We start from the raw sequence: 19242 nt of genomic DNA on the forward strand, positions 1-19242 counted from the left end.
CTAGCGCACCCCCTTCAGCGGTCCCTCAACCAGCCAAGATCCGGCATCCTCTAACAGCACCTCGCTGGGGTCGCAGCCTAGCTCGCGCGCCAGGATCGCCACCACGCGGCTCTGGCAAAAGCCACTCTGGCACCGACCCATGCCGGCGCGGCAGCGGCGCTTGACGCCTTCTGCCGAAACCGCGCCCGGGCGGCGTCGGATCGCTGCCACGATCTCGGCCTCGGGTACTGTCTCGCAGCGGCAGACGATCTGTCCCCACGCGGAGTCAGCCTCAATGAGCTCTTCCTTGCGCGTAAGCGGGGCGCGGTCAAAGTCGTCCGGCGCGCGGCGAATCGGGTCCCAATCGTCCCGTTCGCGCAGGGCCACGCCTGCATCGCGCAGCGCCTGCTCCATGCGTTCGGCAATGGCCGGCGCGCTTGCCACGCCCGGCGACTGAATGCCCGCCGCCTGGAACAGCCCCGGCACCACGGCCGACTGTCCGATAAAGAAGTCGTTCGTACCCTGAATGACCGGACGACCGCCGGCAAATGCGCGCACCACGCGGCGCGTATCCAGATCGGGCACCAGCTTGCGCGCGCCGGTCAGCAGCGCGTTCACATCGCTCGCATAGGTCTGCGTGTCACCCGGCTCGCGCACAGCGGCGGTTGCGGTGATCACGGTGTTGCCGTGCACGGTGCCCGTCACGATAACGCCCTTCGACACCGGCGTAGGCACGGGGTAGAGCGGCATGAGCGTGCGCGGCTCCTTGTCCAGCACCACGATGTTGCCCTGACGCCAGACCATCTGGAATTCCTCGGCTCCGGCCATATGCGAGATTTCGGCGGCGCCGTTGCCCGCGGCGTTGATCAGGTAGCGGCAGCGCACGTTGCCAGCGGGGGTCGCCAGCGTAAAGCGTGCGTCACCGTCTGAGCCCGCGACTTGAATCGCTTCTACCGACGCGGACCGCATAAACGTCACGCCGTTGGTCACGGCGTTCTCCAGCGCGGCGATGGCAACCTCAAACGGGTCGACGTAACCGGTCGAAGGGCACCACAACGCGTACGTCGCCTTAGCACTCGCGCGCGGCTCCAGCTTGTGGATGCGCTCGGGGCCAATGATCGCCAGTTCGGGAACGCCGTTGGCCAGGGCATTCTGGCGCAGCTTCTCCAGGTGCGCGCGGTCTTCATCGTTGAAGCCCAGCACCATCGACCCGGTTCGGCAAAACAAAAATCCCAGCTCCTGGGCCCACGTGCCATATAGCTCGCAACCACGGGCGTTGACCTGCGCCTTTACGGTGCCCGGCGCCGGATCGTAGCCTGCGTGCACCAGGCCGCCGTTGGCTTTCGACGCTCCCAGTGCGATGTCGTTGCCCGCCTCGATCGCGCAAATGGACAGGTCATAGCGCGCGAGCTGCCTCGCGATGGCGCATCCCGTGATGCCTGCGCCTACAATCGCGATATCAAACGTTTCTGCCACGGTGCCTCCCAGACAAGTTGACAGGCTGTCAATAGGACTATCCTACGGTCTGCACACCCCCGGTGCGGCGGCAATGCGGCGAACAGCCCCGCTGTATCCGCCAACGGCAGGCGATGGGAGACTCAGGACCATCGGTGACCTTGTCTGTCGCTCCTGGTGTCAGAGGTTTGTCTCGTTCTGTAACAGTAAGCAGAAGAACTGGGTTCTAGATGTTACAGATCGAGATGTTTGCCAGACGGCCCCTCCGTTTGTCTTGATTTGTAACAGTAAGAGGGGGAAATCGGGCCTACGTGTTACAGATTGAGATTCAAAGTCAGGGAGAGATCTTCTGTCTCGATCTGTAACATCTAGGGACCGTTTTGGGGTCTAGATGTTACAGATTTAGATGAACCTATCAGTCGGTTTCGAATGTCTAAATCTGTAACATCTGGGACTGTCTTTGCCGAGTAACTGTTACAGATTGAGACATTCGGCCTGGACGTTTTCTTTTGTCTCAATCTGTAACAGTTAGCCGATGATTTGGGTTGCAGATGTTACAGATCAAGACAAATCTTCCGACGGATTTTGAATGTCTCGATCTGTAACAGTAAGAGGGGTTTTGGGGCCCATGATGTTACAGATCGAGATTGAAATCGGGGAGGGATCCCTGTGTCTCAATCTGTAACAGCAAGATGGGAAATTTGTTCCCAGTTGTTACAGATTGAGACGTTTGCTCGGCGGCCCTCCCGTTCGTCTCGATCTGTAACACCTAGACCCTTATTTGCCGAGTAACTGTTACAGATTGAGATGTTTGTGTCCGCGCCAGCCCCGTACCCAACCGTAGTCCCATATAAACAAACCCCGTGGTAAACTTGACCGGACTGTTAATATTCCGAAAGGTACCCCTAATGTCCAAGTACATCTCCGAGCTCATGTCGCCGCAGCTTATGGGCGTCATCTACGCCTTCATTGGCTTTATCATCGCCCTGTATGTGCTGTCGGTCGTCTATGTGTTCATCGACGCTCGCCGCCGCGGCGCCAGCGCCTACGTTGCATGGGGCATCATCGCACTCATCCCGTTTGTGGGCCTCATCGCGTACCTGGTCCTGCGCCCGCACTCCTACGCGTCCGACCGCGAGGAGCAGGAGCTGGACATGGCCCTGCGCGAGCGCCAGCTTGCCCAGTACGGTACCTGCCCGCAGTGCGGCGCGCCCATCGAGAAAGACTTCGTCGTCTGCCCGGTGTGCGACACCCAGGTTCGCAACGTCTGCCCCAGCTGCCATCGCCCGCTCGATGCGCACTGGAAGGTCTGCCCCTACTGCCGAACTCGCATCCAGTAACGCATCCATCGCAGGGCCGGCCGCAAGCCCCGGGCGCCGCGCATCCCGCGCAAGCGCCCCGCACCCCGCCACCACACGATGAAGCATGCGTAAAAAAACGCCCGCCGTGCCATTAAGGTTCGGCGGGCGCTTGTATACCAAGGCAACCTGCCTATAATGATGCAAGTTAAAACGCCGAGCGCATCGCACGCACTTGCATCAGGCATCCGAGAGGAGAAAACATACCCATGAAGGCACTCTACAATGACGGTTCGGTGGCCGAGCTCCCGCAGGACGAGGTCACGCACGTCATCCGCCACTCCGCCGCGCACATCATGGCGCAGGCCATCAAGCGCCTGTACCCCGAGGCCGACTTTGCCTACGGCCCCGCGACCGACAACGGCTTCTACTACGACGTCGACCTGCCCGAGGGCGTCAAGATCAGCGAGGACGACTTCCCCGCGATCGAGGCCGAGATGAAAAAGATCGTCAAGGAGAACCTCAAGTTCTCCGTGTACGAGAAACCCCGCGCCGAGGCCATCGCCCTTATGGAGGAGCGCGGCGAGAAGTACAAGGTCGAGCACATCGGCGACCTGGACGACGACGCCCGCATCACCTTCTACCAGCAGGGCGACTACATCGACATGTGCGTCGGCCCCCACATCTGCTACACCAAGGCCCTCAAGGCCTTTAAGCTCACCGGCGTCTCGGGCGCCTACTGGAAGGGCGACAAGGACAACAAGATGCTCACCCGCATCAACGGCGTCGCCTTTGCCACCAAGGAAGAGCTCGACGAGCACATGCACATGCTGGAGGAGGCCAAGAAGCGCGACCACCGCAAGATCGGCCGCGAGATGGACCTCTTTATGATGCGTGACGAGGCCCCCGGCTTCCCGTTCTTCCTGCCTAACGGCATGATCCTTAAGAACACGCTGCTGGACTACTGGCGCGAGATCCACCACAAGGCCGGCTACGTGGAGATCTCCACGCCGCTCATCATGAACAAGCAGCTGTGGAAGACCAGTGGCCACTGGGACCACTACAAGGACAACATGTACTCCACCGTCATCGACGACGAAGAGTACTGCATTAAGCCCATGAACTGCCCGGGCGGCGTGCTGGTGTACGCCTCCAAGCCGCACTCTTACCGCGAGTTGCCCATCCGCGCCGGCGAGATTGGCCTGGTACACCGCCACGAGCTGCGCGGCGCTCTGCACGGCCTGTTCCGCGTGCGCTGCTTTAACCAGGACGACGCCCACCTGTTTGTGCGCCCCGACCAGCTGACCGACGAGATCGTGGGCGTGGTCAACCTCATCGACTCCGTGTACCAAAAGTTTGGCTTTAAGTACCACGTTGAGCTTTCCACCCGCCCCGAGGACTCCATGGGTTCCGACGAGGACTGGGCGCGCGCCGAGGAGGGCCTGCGCACCGCTCTGGAGCAGCTGCACATGGACTACGAGGTCAACGAGGGCGACGGCGCCTTCTACGGCCCCAAGATCGACTTCCACCTGGAGGACTCGCTCGGCCGTACCTGGCAGTGCGGTACCGTGCAGCTCGACTTCCAGATGCCGCTTAACTTTGACCTGGAGTACGTGGACGCCGACGGCACCAAGAAGCGCCCCATCATGCTGCACCGCGTATGCTTTGGCTCCATCGAGCGCTTTATCGGCATTTTGATTGAGCACTTTGCGGGTAAGTTCCCCACCTGGCTGGCTCCCGTGCAGGTCAAGGCCCTGCCCGTGTCCGAGAAGAGCCGCGACTACGCCCACGAGGTGTGCGCCAAGCTGGAGGAGGCCGGCATTCGCGTGGTCTGCGACGACCGCGACGAGAAGATCGGCTACAAGATCCGCGAGGCCCGCAGCATCGACCGCGTGCCCTACATGCTCATCCTGGGCGAGAAGGAGGTCGAGGCCGGCAACATCTCCGTCCGCGATCGCTCCAACGAGACCGTCCAGATGGGCGTTGACGAGTTTGTTGCCAAGGTGCTCGAGGAGATCAAGACTCGCGCCTAAGGCAAGCTGCACAACAATTAACAAAGGCGACCGTCCACGAGGGCGGTCGCCTTTTTGTTAGCTATAGAAGAAAAGCCGCTGGTTAGAGCGGCTTTTTTGTTGTGCAAAAAGGTACAGGTTTTTGTATCTTTCGACGGAGTTCATTATACGAGCAAACTGCTCGCGTTTTCCCAGATTGCACAAAATGCGCCGCGAATGGGTGCATCTCCATACGCCTCTACAAAAACCTGTACTTTTGCGACTGCGCCTAGCTGCGAGCGAGAAGCCTGTTCTTAACGCCCCTGCATCCGCGTGCGTCGCGGAGACAAGAAAAGGGGGCTAGAGATGGAACAGACAATGCGGCGCCAAGAGCAGCTGCCCGGTGCCTTTAACGGTGCCACTACCAACAGCCAGCATGGCCGCGTCCGCTGGTATCTGGTTCACACCCCCAACGGTAAAGAGCGCGAGACCTGCGAAAAGGTCCGCCGCATTATCCCGCATGAGCTGATGCAGGACGCTTTTGTGATGCAAAAGGAGTTCTGGTTTAAGCGGGACGGTGCCTGGTCGCTCCAAACCAAACCCATGTACAAGGAATACTTCTTCGTCGCCACGCGCGATGCCGCCCTGCTCGATAAGGCTTTGGCCCAGTTGAGCTTTGGCTGCCGTATTGCCGGCAGCAGGGAGCGCGCCTATGCGCCCATGCCGGACGATGCGCAGGACTGGTACCGCAGCGTACTCGACGACGACGGCGTGGTGCGCAACAGCGTAGCCCGCATAGAAGACGGCGTGCTGCACATAGAGCAAGGCCCGTTGGTGGGTCAAGAGGCTCGCGTGCACAAGATCGATCGTCGCAAACGTTGGTGCTTGGTAGACGTGGGCGAGGGCGATTTCCGCTTTAGGGAAGTTCTTCCGCTCGACGTGCCGATCAAAACGTAAGGGGCGTTGCACCGGCAATTCATTCGCATTTTGAATTCATCGATGGGGGGGGGATCCCTGTAATCAGGGACGTGGATTTGAACTTGACTACTAAAGAGATGACTGAATGCAGTGCTTCTGTGGGGGAGTCGCTAGCCGTTCAGAAGATACAACCGAGCGGTACGCTGGCTTACCGTTTTTTGAAGAGGCTGTTTGATTTTGTTTTTAGCCTTTGCGTGAGCGTTGTGCTGGTAATTCCAGTGGCCATTGTCTGCGCGTTCATTTGTCTTGAATCTCCCGGAAACCCGCTGTATGCACAGGAGCGCGTCGGCAAGGGCGGTAAGGCTATCAGGATCCTTAAGCTTCGCAGTATGGTCGCCGACGCCGGCAACGTGCAGAAGTATCTGAGTCCTGAGCAGCTACATCAGTGGGAAGTCGAGCGCAAGGTCGATGACGATCCTCGCATTACCAAAGTCGGCCAGTTTATCCGTAAGTGCTCGATTGACGAGATGCCGCAGTTCCTGAACGTTCTGAACGGCGACCTTTCCGTCATCGGACCGCGCCCCATTACAAGAGACGAACTTGAACAGCACTTTTCCGATGAGGAAAAGGCTGAACTGCTTTCTGTCCAGCCCGGCATAACGGGCCTGTGGCAGGCGACTGACCGCAACGCTGCGACCTTCGAGAGCGGCCTGCGTCAAAAAATTGAACTTCATTACGTGCGCAACCGATGCTTCCGTATGGACTGGAAATGCTTTACCGGCACCTTTGGTGCCATGTTCGGCAAGAAGAGGACGGGACGATAGATGGCTAATCCTATTCGTGTCGCACAGATAGTTGGAAAAATGAACGGCGGCGGCGTCGAGGCTGTTGTCATGAATTACTACCGCCATATTGACAAAAGCAAGGTGCAGTTCGATTTTCTTATTGATTCAGACTCGACCCTGGTTCCGCGTGAAGAGATTGAATCGCTCGGTGGCAGGGTCTTTGAGATTCCGCCCTATCAGCATGTAATTGAATACCAGCGAGAGCTTCAACGTATCTTTAAACAAGAGGGCTGGAAGATTGTGCACAGTCACATTAATGCACTTTCGGTCTACCCTCTTCGTGCCGCTGCGAAGGCCGGTGTTCCGGTGCGCATCGCCCACAGTCATTCTACGAGTGGTAAGGGTGAGTATGCCAAGAATGCTCTTAAGGCTGTGCTGAAAACGCAATCTAACCGGTATCCGACGCATCGCTTTGCATGTAGCCGGTTTGCCGGTGAGTGGCTTTTCGGCAAAGATGCTAACTTCGAGGTTGTATACAACGCTATTGATTTGAACAGCTTCCGCTTCAATGCAGAGGCTCGCGAACAAGCACGAACCGACCTGGGCCTTGTTGGCGGTCAGTTTGTAATTGGGCATGTTGGTCGGTTTATGGCGCAGAAGAATCATCCGTTCTTGATTGATGTTTTCGCCGAAGTCGCAAAACGCCGCGACGACGCCGTCCTGTTGCTTGTCGGCTCCGGTGAAGACAAGGACTCCATAAAGGCATTGGTGGATGAACACGGCCTTTCAGACTGCGTTAAATTCTTGGGACAGAGAAACGATGTAAATCGACTATACCAGGCATTTGATGTGTTCGTTCTTCCAAGCCTTTATGAAGGTCTGGGCCTCGTTGGTGTCGAGGCTCAGGTGTCTGGTTTGCCATGTCTGCTAAGTGATGTTATTCCGCGTGAGGTGGATGTAACAGGGGAGTGTACGTTTCTGCCCATTGATACTCCTGTCGAATGGGCTGATGCGATTTGCTCTCTTTCAAAAAAGTCTTATGAGGGACGTAAATCCACTTCTCTTGATTCATTTGCAAATTACAACATTGATCAACAGGCTGATTGGCTTTCAAGGCGATATTTGCAGCTAGCAAACGGAGACATAATTTGATGGACAAAAGAGTCAAAAACGTCATTATTGTTGATGACACTGCTGATAATTTTGGTGGAACTGCCCAAATCGCCTATATCACTGCCGTGGTTCTTCGTGACTGCGGATATAACGTTGTTTACTTTGCTGGTTGCGGGCCAATACATAGCCGCCTTAACGGTTTTAGGGTTGTTGTCGCAAATGAGAGGCCGTTTCTCGAATCGGCTAATAAGGTTTCCGGTGCCATTAACGGACTGCACAGCGGTAAAACTTATAAGAAGTTTTGCTCTCTATTAAACGAATTTAATCCTGATGACACTGTCGTGCATGTTCATTCATGGACTCATGCGCTTTCATCTTCAATTTTTGATGCTATTGCCGATTTAGGCTTTAACGTGCTCGTTACGCTCCATGAATATTTTCTTGTATGCCCTAATGGTGGGTTTTATGATTTTAAGAAGCATGAAATCTGCCATTTGAAACCATGTTCCGCAAAGTGCATCCAATGCAATTGTGATAAGAGAAGCTATGGACAGAAGCTGTATCGAGTAGCTCGCATTGCTCTTCAAATTCGCTCAATCAGGCGTGCTCATCCAAAGTTCTGTTACCTTTCGGATTTTACCTACGATATTATGCGCGGGAGTGAATTCGATGATGGTATGCCATGTATTCTTCCAAACCCTATTTCTGTTGAAGGGGAGTTTTCGCCTGGCATACCGTCTGAAAAGTTCGGCTACTTGTTCGTGGGCCGTTTCGATAAGGAGAAGAACCCTGAGTTGTTTTGCAGAGCTCTCACTTCGTTGGGTTTGCCAGGAACGTTATGCGGATCTGGTCCTGAGTTCGAGAGGCTAAGAGACGCTTATCCAAATCTAAATTTTTTGGGTTGGTGTGATAAGGATATTCTCGCTGAACAGTTCAAAACAACTAAAGCCTTGGTGATGACTTCATCTTGGTATGAAGCTTCGCCTTTGGTGTGCCTTGAAGCCATGCTCACCTCTGGTATTCCATCAATCGTTCCGGATACCTGTGGAGCTATTGCATATATCAAGGATGGTGAAAATGGTCTCCTATTTAAAAATGGCGATGTTTCCTCTCTTTGCGAGGCGATTTCCAAGCTAGAAGACAGCAGATACTACGAAATGCTTTGTGAATCAACCAGCCTCTCGGTGCCTTCTCTCCAAGAAGACCGAAGCTATGAGACTTACGCAAAGAGGGTTATCAATCTTTACGAGGGGTTATATGTTTAAGAGGATTATATATATCGTTAAGTCGGACTTAGCGTTCTATCCCCCCTGCATGTCACAAATAAGAATGATTAAAGATTTGGGCGTGCAGATTGAAGTCTGGTTTGGTTCCAGCAAGGATACGGCTAAGGAAATTCTAAAAGGCGAGGGCATTCCTTTTACAGAGCTCGTTGATCCGCATCTGAGCGTTGGCGGAAAACTGGATACGTTGAATAACTGGACTCATTTCCGCAAAGCCGTTCTCGCCCGCCTAAAAAAAGAGCCAATGGATTATCTTATCTGGTTTGGAACTGCTGAATCTGCGCTTCCGCTTTACGGGGCACTTTCCGGTATTCCCTATGTGGCCACGGCGCTTGAGCTGTGTGATGATCAACCGACAAAAGAACGACTATTTGCGGCGGTTTGTCGCAAGGCTCTTGCAGTTACGTGTTGCGAGTTAAATCGTGCCTACTATATGAAAATTAAATGGGGGCTGAATTCGCTTCCCTCAGTTTTCCCGAATAAGCCTTACGGGCTAAAAGCGGGTGAAATCCCCTCTGTTTCGACAAACGTCACAAAGCAGATCTTGGATGAGCTTGACGGAAGAAAGATCCTTCTTTACCAGGGGCTATTCCAGCGTCCTGAATATGTTGCGCCCATCGCTGAGGCTCTTCGTATGATGGAGTCTGATTACGCTTTCGTTCTTATGGGAAAAGATCGCTACGGTACGACTGAACGAATGAAGGAGATTTACCCGGATACTTTTGTGTATGGTTTTGTTCCAGCGCCAAAGCATTTGGAAATTACTGCAAGGTCGCGAATTGGCGTCGTGCTTTATGATGACACATCGCTTAATAAGGCCTTTTGCGCGCCTAATAAAATATATGAGTATGCAGCATTTGGCCTCCCTACGCTTGCCAATCGTTTGCCGGGCTTGGTTACAACTGTTGAGGCCAGCGGCAGCGGTAAGTGCGTTGACTTTGAACCCGAATCAATAGCCGATGCTATTAAGCAAATCGATCATGAATATAGTCAATTTAGATCTTGTGCATATGATTTCTTTAATGGAACAGATAATCTTGCTGTTATGAAATCGCTGCTGCAGAGTCTTGGTGCATTTGATGAGGCGGACGATTAATGGAGCTTTGGCGAGTTGCCCTTGACTGGATGCTGATCCTGCTTTCTTCATTTTATTTGTGCGTAATTTATAATCGATTAATTATGAAGCCGCAGGTTTCTATTGCAAACTATGTATATTTAATTTTATGGGCGTTCTGTTGTCTACCTATTTTGCTCGATTATGCAATTGGTAGGCCAAGTTACCAGACAGTTTACTGGTATAAACCTTTTATAGCCCCAATGGCCAATGACTATGTGTCGGCCATTTATGACCTCTTGCTTATATCGGCCTGCACTTCATTGTTTTTCTACTCAAATTACTATCAAAAAAAGAAGATTAAAGTTCAAAAAAAATGGGGAGGGGTGATATTTGACAATAAAGTTGTAATGTGTTTGTTTATTATCTCTCCATATTTATATATTTTGCTTACCGGCAATGTCAGCTCTTATCTAACTTATGGTGACTCGGTTTCTCGTGGAGTTGCGTCTAGCGGCGTGAGTATGATCGTTGCGGAGCTGCTTCTGCTAAGTGTAATTTCTTTTTGCTCCCTGTTCTTTCGTCAGGACAGGCTGGGGACGGTTGCCAATTTAGTTCTTATTGTCTGTTACTCGATTGTTACTGGTTGGATTTCTGGCAAACGATTCATGCTTGCGATATTAATCGTCCTGTATTTGTTTTTCTATCTAAGAAGAAATCCTGCTCTTGAACAGAGAAAAAAGTTGAGGGTCTTCTTTCCGCTCGTGCTTTGCGCGCTCCTTTTCTTCTCATCCTTTTATCTAATTGTTGTTCGACCGTTGCGGGATACGGGTTTCAATAGCGTCTATGAGATGCTCCGCGTTGATTTTGGCAGAGATGATGTTACAAAATATGTAATCTATCATGAGTTCTTTTTAGGTGATCATATACTCGATTATTACGGTCAGTCGTTTCTCTCGACTCTATTTATTTGGGTCCCTAGATCAATTTGGCCTAGCAAACCATATCAGGATTACCAATACCTAACATCTTCTATTCTAGGATTGCCAATATCCGAGCTTCCGGCTGGCACAACGCCATGCTGGTTCGAGATGTGCATCATTAACTTCTCATATTTTGGTCTTCTCTTGAGCTGTGTGCTGATCGTTGCTCTTTGCCATCTTACGGACTGTGTTAAAAGCGCTTCGACAGAAGCGATGCTATTCGTTGTCATTCTTGCCTTGCTCACGCAGAGCATTGATGTATATCTCGTTTTTGTTTTCCTCATTTTCCTCCAAAAAGTAATTAGTTTCGTTATGCCGACAAACAACACGCGTCTTAGGAGTGGGTATGGACATAAAGGCTGCAGTACTGCCTGCATACAATAAAATTCGAAGAATGTCGTTTGCTGTTAAATCGAATCGCTTGCTTGCTTGCGAAGACTTTAGGTCTTTAGACACCTTGTACAGAGACTCTCTTCTTATTGCTCATTCTTTCGAGAAGGCTCTTTGTATTGAAAGCTGCCGCGATGATTTCGGAACACAAAAGGCCGACCGTCTTCTTGATTATTTAACACTTGCAGCAAAAGATCCTTCTTTTGATAATCATTCGTATGCTTTTGTTGAATCTATGGCGGCACTTGAGAATTGGCTTTCTCGTAGAGCCCGACTTGGACTTGATTGCTCTAAATGGCAGCATGATTTTGAATCGCTAGCTAAGCAGGCTTCATATGAAGTTGGCCGAACTGACATGAGTGATAGGTCTGGAATTGTTTCTGATTCTTTTGCTTCTGTCTCTGATTGCGATAAGAATGCGATCAATTTTATTAACGGGAGACATAGTGTTCGGTCATTTGATTCAACCCCTGTTCCTCAGGAAACGCTGACGCAAGTTGTTGAGCTTGCGCAGAGCGCGCCTTCGGCGTGCAACCGCCAACCAAGCCGCGTGTATTTTTCCGGTCCAAAATCTGCTCAGGTTGTTTCTGCTGCCGTGCGTGGCAATAAAGGGTTTGAGCGATCAATTTTCCAATGGGCCGTTATTACTGCTGACACTTCTCTGTTTTCCTGCGCCGAATATGACCAATGGTTTATCAACGGCGGTATCTATCTCCAGTCCTTCGTTTTGGCCTTAAAGGCCTATGGGATTGGTTCATGTATTTTCCAGTGGGTTGTCGGTGACTTTGGAAAAGAAATGCGTTCGTCCTTAGGCATTTCAGCAAATGAAGTGATCATTGCGGTCGTCGGATTTGGCTATCCAAAAGAAACGTTCGCGAGACCTGTTGCTCGGAGAATGCCTGTTTCCGAAGTCGCGAGTTGGGCTGATTAACGTTGAAATGCTCGCTGGAGTATTATTTGATTGGAAATTAACAAATGAAAATTGGAATCATTACTTACCATTTTGCCCGCAACTACGGTGTGATTTTGCAGTGCTACGCGCTACAAGAGCAGCTTCGCTCTATGGGTCATGATGTTTGGGTGCTTAACTTCCAAAATGATCGTCAGGAGCGCAATAACTCCCTTCATCACAAAAGGGACGGTTTTCTACCTAATTTAGCGGTTAATGTCGCGTTGCTTCCTTTTGAAGGCAAAAGGCGTTCTAAGGAGCGCAAATTTGCTGAATATGAGTCGTCTCACCTTCACTTGACGCCTCGGTTTTACGCTATTGAAGAGATGCGAGACTTTGTTAATAAGGAAGGTTTTGATCTTCTTATCTCTGGCAGTGACCAAGTATTCAATCCTAATATTGCCGATTTCGATGAAGCATTCCTTTTTCCCTTTGAAACATCAGCTCGTAAGGGTAGTTTTGCGGCAAGTCTTGGCAGCGCGACCGAAACCGATCTAATTCCTTTCTCTGACGACTTGACTTCTTTTGATGTCCTCTGTGTAAGAGAGAATACTGATGCGCCCGTGGTTAATCGCTTATGCGGGCGGTCGCCTGAGGTGGTTGACGACCCTGTGTTCCTTTTGGATTCAAAGCGTTGGGCGCAAGCTGTTGATACTTCGGTTGAAGACCGTGGGTATGTTTTGGGCTACTACATTAATAAAGAGGCTTCTGTTCGATATTTAGAGCTTACTGAGCAGGCTGCATCTGAGCTTGGATTGCCATTGAAGGTTATAAATGTGCGTTATGGGCGGGACTCATTTAAGCCCGAGATGATTACTGATGCTGGCCCTGAGGATTTCCTTAAGCTGTTCGCGGGCGCTTCTTTTGTCTGTACGGACTCTTTCCATGGAACGGCGTTTTCGCTGCTATTCGGAAAGCGTTTTGTATCTTTTGAACCCAAATCAAATTCTAGTGACTTCCGCAAGAGGGATCTATTAAGCAAGGTAGGAGAACCTTGGAGAAGCGTTGCGGTCGATTCTACTTCTGCGAGCGCCCTTGTCAGTGAGTTGTGTGGGCGTTCTGCTCCCGCTGCTCAGGAAGGAATCGGGCGTGTTCGCGAGGCACAACTGCTGTTCCTCGAGAAGATGACGAAGGAGAATTAGTTTGGCTTTTAAAGAGAAAAAGCTTCTTCAGAATACTGGCTGGCTGCTTGCGTTACAGGCAATTAACATTGTGTTGCCTTTTGTTACGGTGCCTTACGTTACCCGTGTGTTTGGTGCTGAGCGGTATGGAGTATTCTCTATTGCTCTTAATTGGATAACTTATTTTCAGCTTGTTGTCGAGTTTGGTTTCAACCTGAGCGCAACGAAAAAGGTCGTTGAGGTTAAAGATGGGGAAGAGCTTAACGACCTCGTGTCCGCTGTCGTTATTGCACGACTGGGACTTGTTGTCGCCTGCTTTGTCGTAGTAATAATTCTCGGTATTACGTCGGCTGCAACCGGGGACCAGCTATCCTGTATGCTTGCGTTGTTTTCTATGCTTGTTGGCATTGCTTTACAACTTAACTGGCTTTTTCAGGGTTTGCAGGATATGAAGGTCATCACTATTGCCACGGCGGCTGCGCGAGGGCTTTCTGTCATCCTTATTTTCCTCCTTATAAATAACCCCGGTCAATTGATGCTTTACTCGTTCCTGTATTCAATTACTTTCCTTGCTTCGGGTGTTATTACTCATGTATTTGCTTGGAAGCGCTATGGGATCAAAATGGGTTTTGCGTCTATAAAGCAGATACTATGTGAGATGCGAGACGGAATGCCGATTTTTCTTTCATCTGCCGCCGGCAAGATAATTGGAAATGTTGGCGTTACGGTGCTCGGCGGTTGCCAGCCAAGTGCGGTCGTTGGCTCGTATGCTGCCATTTTGAAGGTGCCGCAAATGGCGAGCCTGATGTTTACTCCTGTTGGCCAAGCGCTGTATCCGCGTGTAAACGAAGAACGAATGAAATCTCGGCGCTCCGCGGCGCGGCTTGTTGCCAAGTTTGGTATTCCCGTGGTCGTATTGTTTGCGGCTGGTTTATTTGGCATGGCGATCCTTCGCAATCCAGTAGTCGAGATTCTCTATGGCAAAGAGTATCTAGTTTGCGCCGATACACTCATTCCGCTTGCCATTTGGGTGTTGCTGGGCATCGTAAACAATTTTCTCGGTGTTCAGCTTCTCATTCCTTTTGGGTATCAATCTCTTTACAGCCTGCTCATGATAGTCGATTCCATCCTTTCCTTGGTGCTCAACGTTTGGCTTGGTCATGGTTGGGGCGCTATGGGCGTGGCATCGGCGATTGCGATATCCGAGGCCGTCCTAACGATAGCCTTGTTTTTAGCTCTTCTTTCTGTAGTGAGGCAATCGTCCGCTGTTTCTTATAGCCCTCATGCCCATAAGGCTCAGCACATGAGAAAGGACCGATAATGAAAAAAATCATGCTCGTCTTCGGCACCCGCCCGGAGGCCATCAAGATGTGCCCGCTCGTCAACGAGCTGAGGGCGCGCAAGGATGAGTTCGAGACCGTCGTGACCGTGACGGGCCAGCACCGCGAGATGCTTGACCAGGTGCTGCGCGTCTTTGACGTAAATCCCGACCACGACCTGGCGATCATGAAGCCGGGCCAGACGCTGTTCGACGTGACGTGCGACGTGCTGCTCAAGCTCAAGGCCGTCCTCGAGGACGAAAAACCCGACGTGGTCCTGGTCCACGGCGACACCACGACCAGTTTCGCGGCGGCGCTCGCGTGCTTCTACCTGCAGATCCCCGTGGGGCATGTGGAGGCCGGCCTTCGCACGCACGACATCTACAGCCCCTGGCCGGAGGAGTTCAACCGTCAGGCGGTTGACATCGTGAGCGAGTACTACTTCGCTCCCACGGAGGCCAGCAAGCAGAACCTGCTCGATGAGGGCAAGCCCGAGTCCAGGATCTGGGTCACCGGCAACACCGGCATCGACGCCCTACGCACCACCGTGCGCGAGGGCTACTCCCACCCTGAGCTCGCTTGGGCCGAGGGCTCCCGCCTCATCCTCATCACGGCGCACCGCCGCGAGAACCTGGGCGAGCCGATGCACCGCATGTTCCGCGCCATCCGCCGCGTGATGGAGGAGCACCCCGACACCAAGGCGATCTACCCCATCCACATGAACCCGCTCGTCCGCAAGGCAGCGCACGAGGAGCTCGACGGCTTCGACAGGCTCCACATCATCGACCCGCTCGAGGTGCTCGACTTCCACAACTTCATGGCCGCGAGCCACCTCATCCTCACCGACTCCGGCGGCATCCAGGAGGAAGCCCCGAGCCTGGGCAAGCCGGTGCTCGTCATGCGAGACACCACCGAGCGCCCCGAGGGCGTGGCCGCTGGCACACTGAAGCTCGTCGGCACCGAGGAGGACGTCATCTACCGCGAGTTCAGCCGCCTGCTCAGCGATCAGGCCGAGTACGAGGCCATGAGTCATGCGTCGAACCCCTATGGTGATGGGCATGCGAGCGAACGCATCGCGGACGTGCTGGCGCAGTAGTTTTCTCTGAGCTGTTTTATGAAGCTGCTTTTTTGGAACATAAATAATAAAGACAATGCCGACCTTGCCCTCGCGTGCATGCGTGAGGATGAGGTCGGCATTGCGGTTTTTGCTGAGTTTTGGAACTGACTTCTCAAATGAGCTGGTAAATAGAACTGCTGTGTTCCAAACAGTTCGATCATCAGACTACCGTTTGGCGGAAAAAAATAGACTGCTGCGCTCTTCTAAAGTGTCGGGGAGTAATATTGTTTCAGGCGTTCACTGCCTGGTGCATGACGTTAACATCCACTTGTTGACCATTGAATTTGGTCGACTGATTAATGAGGGTTGTCATGTTGTTAAACAATAGAGCTATACAAAATACCGGAAGTAATAAGTTGGTTGCCGGCTCGTCCAATTGATTGCGCAGATTGTCACACTTTTTTCTTTTGAAATTGTGGTCCGGCATGCTTGTGCTTTTGAGAGGCGCGTTACTCATATTGTTTGTTTTGCGTTAGGGGATACAATGGCTGATAAAGATTCCAGCACTAGAGAGTCCCGATTTTATGCTAATCATCCGATTATTTTCGGTATATTATTTGCAATAATACCGTGCCTCCTGTCGGCGTATCTTGGTGATTTGCATGGTCAGTCTGCTATGGTCGGCGAGTTGTCTAAGCGCTTTGATTCCGTAGAAGAAAGCATGAGCCTTAACGAGGCTCTTGAAAGCGCGTATAGAGATTATGCTAACGCCGAGGCGGAACTCAATGCCCTCAAGGATGAGGAAGCGGGTAAACAGGTTCTTGCTGACGCTACCGCTGCCTGGGATTCCGGTAAACATGAGGAAGCCTTGACTTCGCTGTCAAAGGCTTCTAAGAAATCTGGAGACTGCGCTGTTGCATTTGCTGAATACTCGTCTACTTACACTGAAGAGGTCTTAGCCAAAGCTAACAAGCTGGTGTCATCTAAAAAGTATGATGATGCGAAAAGTGTTTTGAAAGCTGCTTCGAAGATTGTGAAAGATCCGGCAAGAATCAATGACCTCTTGGATGAACTTGAAGGCGTTTCTGAAGTGGCGTTGACCTCTCTTACGGTTGCTTCTTCCAGCCGTTTTGAGTTGATTGAAGGCTCTCAAAAAGACACTGCTGGCAATAGTTATTCAAGTGACGACACTTGGGTTGGTCGTCCTAATAGTGCTGATTCTCCTTCGGTTATATCATTTTATATCGTCAAGAAGTACCGTTCGTTGAATGGCAAAATTGCTGTTGAATACGTAGAGGACACGAGCATCTTGAAGGACTATGAGGCGAGACTTGAACTAAGGGGCTCTGTCGACGGGTCCGATTCAAAAGTAATTTGGCAAAAGGACCACATTACGATGAATACCGCACCTACTGACATTCCGTCGAATGAAATTGATCTATCTGATTTCGATTGGCTTGAGTTCAGGGTTTACTCCACTAAGGGATATACCGGTAATGGTATTCCGGTTTTGCTTAGTAACGTCAAGCTGATTAAAGAGTGAGTGGCCGCTTGAGCTGGCATTGCGTATTTGTTTATTTAAGGAACGCACGTTATCGGATGCAGCATTGTCGGTATTGCTTATGGGCACTGGGGCTAATGCGGGCCCCAGTGCCCTTTTGTTGTTCTAACTCATTTCGACCATGTCGGCCGTGGTCCTACTTCAGATTATTGAATGGTTCGGTGTGCTCCTGTTCATTATTGTGCTCTAAACGATGGGCAATTCGGGTCAATCAATGGGGCTATATAAATCAGCGCATACGCATGTCCGATTCAATGCTTCGACGCTCCCTTCGCCTGCCGGGCGGACTGATTGAGTACGGCCCCCAAGTCGTTTTTCGACAGTTTGATTTACAGACTACCGTTTGACGAAAAGAGTTAGACCGATGCCCTCTACAAAAGTACCGGGGAGTACTATTACTTCAAACATTCACTGGCTGGTGCATGACGTTTTTCGTAGACACGGGTTCCTTCCTGCCGAGGGGATCAGGACTCGTGTTTGTATCGGCAACGAGTACGGAGTCGCGTACTCATTACCGCTAGATGGTTTAAGCATTGAAGTGGAAATAAAGCTCGGGGTTGATCCGATTTGGTTGTAAGGGGATTTGCGTGATGAAAACTCAGATATTGGTATTTAATAAATCAAATTGCGGTTTTACGGAAACAAGTGACTTGACGATAAAGGAATTCGGTAAAGCAATCGCGTTCGATGCGTTCGAACTTACGGTCATTGACTTGCAGGATAGATATTTATGGAAAAGCGATTTCTCGAACGATAAGATTCTGCAAGATCATGCAGACATTTCCTCTATCCGACAAATGATGCTGCAGTCAAATAGTGCTAAATGCATTGTTGTGCTCCCTCAAAACTACTTGTATTCCTGTTCTTATGGATATAATTCAGAGACTCATAAGATGGGATACAAGAATAAGAAGCCTCTAAAGGATTTTATTAAAGATTTTGCTGTCTCTCCGATAGGCGAGCTGTTTTCCTTCTCACTTCGTATTTGTTTTGGAAAGTCGATAACTCTTGTTTCTAATAAAGAGCTTCACTCTGATTTTTCTTTCAGCATGCCAATTACCTCTCCCCTCAAGCCGCTATTAACTTCGAACGCTTCTACGATCTCAACGGTACAGATATCTGTGACCCTTGCAGCTACAACTCTTGAGATTAACAACAATGAGGATTTATCGGCGGTTATTGATGCTATTTTCCCGTCTGCAGTTCAGCGCGCTCGCATGCCTGTTTGGCTTGATGAGGTTAACTATCATGATGAAGCGGCGCAAAGGGCGCGAATAAGAGAGATAAACGAAGACATGGGTCTTCTGGATAAGGAAAAGAAAGAGATCGAGGGTGTCCTCTCTGATTATCAAGATATTAAATCAGTCCTTTGCTCCAAGGATTTTGAACTTGAAAATATGACTCGCCATCTTTTGGCAAAGATCGTTGAGGTAGATGAGGACTTTGAAGACTGCAAGGAAGAGGATTTTAGGTTCTCATACAATGACACTCTCTATTTAATTGAAATTAAAGGCAGTAAGGGCGGGCTGAAGCGGCAGCATGTTTCGAAGACATACGATCATGTCCAGATAAAAGCGGACGCGATGGAAGACGAAGGCAACACATGCAAGCTAAAAGGTGTCCTTATCTTTGCCTCACAGATCGAATTAAAACCTGAAGAGCGAGATCCTTTCCCTGAATCCCAGATTACCATTGCCCGTAAAAACGACATTGCAGTTCTTTCGACTGAGACGTTGCTTCGTTGCTATGAAGCCTATATAGAGAAACGTTTGACTTCGGCTTCTTTTAAGGAGACCTTGCGTCAAACGTCTGGCCTTGTAAGTTTGGATTTGTTTGGCTTGGATGTTTAGCCTCTTAACTGAAGCCGTAATAGAATGCGGCCTTACGAGCAAAGATGTCCTTGTGACGGCCTTTGCGCGAGTAATAACGTACATCTGTCGGTGTCCGCTTAGCACAACACGGGACGTGTTAGATTGTTGAAAGCCA

Annotated in this window: 15 protein-coding genes; 14 read left to right on the plus strand and 1 reads right to left on the minus strand. The window is 51.0% G+C overall.

The window, feature by feature from the left end:
• Nucleotides 1-1455, minus strand: coding sequence for an FAD-dependent oxidoreductase (locus OIL88_05855; protein HJI71888.1), 1455 nt, complete (start codon nt 1453-1455; stop codon nt 1-3).
• Nucleotides 1456-2342: 887 nt separating this feature from the next.
• On the opposite strand from OIL88_05855, the gene OIL88_05860 reads away from it, so the two are divergent.
• From OIL88_05860 to OIL88_05925, 14 genes are all read left to right on the plus strand, one after another.
• Nucleotides 2343-2774, plus strand: coding sequence for a zinc ribbon domain-containing protein (locus OIL88_05860; GenBank protein HJI71889.1), 432 nt, complete (start codon nt 2343-2345; stop codon nt 2772-2774).
• 227 nt (nt 2775-3001) lie between these two features.
• Complete coding sequence (gene thrS / locus OIL88_05865) at nt 3002-4765, plus strand: threonine--tRNA ligase (GenBank protein HJI71890.1); 1764 nt, start codon at nt 3002-3004, stop codon at nt 4763-4765.
• A gap of 324 nt (nt 4766-5089) precedes the next feature.
• The gene (locus OIL88_05870) at nt 5090-5680 is read left to right on the plus strand and encodes a hypothetical protein (GenBank protein HJI71891.1); all 591 of its coding nucleotides are present in this window, start codon (nt 5090-5092) and stop codon (nt 5678-5680) included.
• 83 nt (nt 5681-5763) lie between these two features.
• Nucleotides 5764-6465, plus strand: coding sequence for a sugar transferase (locus OIL88_05875; protein ID HJI71892.1), 702 nt, complete (start codon nt 5764-5766; stop codon nt 6463-6465).
• Nucleotides 6466-7578, plus strand: coding sequence for a glycosyltransferase family 1 protein (locus tag OIL88_05880; GenBank protein HJI71893.1), 1113 nt, complete (start codon nt 6466-6468; stop codon nt 7576-7578).
• Complete coding sequence (locus tag OIL88_05885) at nt 7578-8804, plus strand: glycosyltransferase family 4 protein (GenBank protein HJI71894.1); 1227 nt, start codon at nt 7578-7580, stop codon at nt 8802-8804. The genes OIL88_05880 and OIL88_05885 overlap by 1 nt, the downstream gene beginning before the upstream one ends.
• On the plus strand, nt 8797-9918 hold the full coding sequence (locus OIL88_05890; GenBank protein ID HJI71895.1) for a glycosyltransferase: 1122 nt from the start codon (nt 8797-8799) through the stop codon (nt 9916-9918). The genes OIL88_05885 and OIL88_05890 overlap by 8 nt, the downstream gene beginning before the upstream one ends.
• Nucleotides 9918-11243 (plus strand): hypothetical protein, encoded by a 1326-nt coding sequence (locus OIL88_05895; GenBank protein HJI71896.1) that lies wholly within the window; start codon nt 9918-9920, stop codon nt 11241-11243. The genes OIL88_05890 and OIL88_05895 overlap by 1 nt, the downstream gene beginning before the upstream one ends.
• Entirely contained in the window at nt 11206-12180 is a 975-nt protein-coding gene (locus OIL88_05900) for a nitroreductase (protein HJI71897.1), read from the plus strand. Before OIL88_05895 ends, OIL88_05900 begins: the two co-directional genes overlap by 38 nt.
• A gap of 44 nt (nt 12181-12224) precedes the next feature.
• Entirely contained in the window at nt 12225-13340 is a 1116-nt protein-coding gene (locus OIL88_05905) for a polysaccharide pyruvyl transferase family protein (protein HJI71898.1), read from the plus strand.
• A gap of 1 nt (nt 13341) precedes the next feature.
• Complete coding sequence (locus tag OIL88_05910) at nt 13342-14640, plus strand: flippase (GenBank protein HJI71899.1); 1299 nt, start codon at nt 13342-13344, stop codon at nt 14638-14640.
• Complete coding sequence (gene wecB / locus OIL88_05915; GenBank protein ID HJI71900.1) at nt 14640-15734, plus strand: UDP-N-acetylglucosamine 2-epimerase (non-hydrolyzing); 1095 nt, start codon at nt 14640-14642, stop codon at nt 15732-15734. Before OIL88_05910 ends, wecB begins: the two co-directional genes overlap by 1 nt.
• A 505-nt stretch (nt 15735-16239) precedes the next feature.
• Nucleotides 16240-17238 (plus strand): hypothetical protein, encoded by a 999-nt coding sequence (locus tag OIL88_05920; GenBank protein HJI71901.1) that lies wholly within the window; start codon nt 16240-16242, stop codon nt 17236-17238.
• Nucleotides 17239-17843: 605 nt separating this feature from the next.
• Entirely contained in the window at nt 17844-19106 is a 1263-nt protein-coding gene (locus OIL88_05925; GenBank protein ID HJI71902.1) for a hypothetical protein, read from the plus strand.
• Nucleotides 19107-19242: the final 136 nt, after the last annotated feature.

The organism is Coriobacteriaceae bacterium (assembly GCA_025992855.1).
Lineage (GTDB): Bacteria > Actinomycetota > Coriobacteriia > Coriobacteriales > Coriobacteriaceae > Collinsella.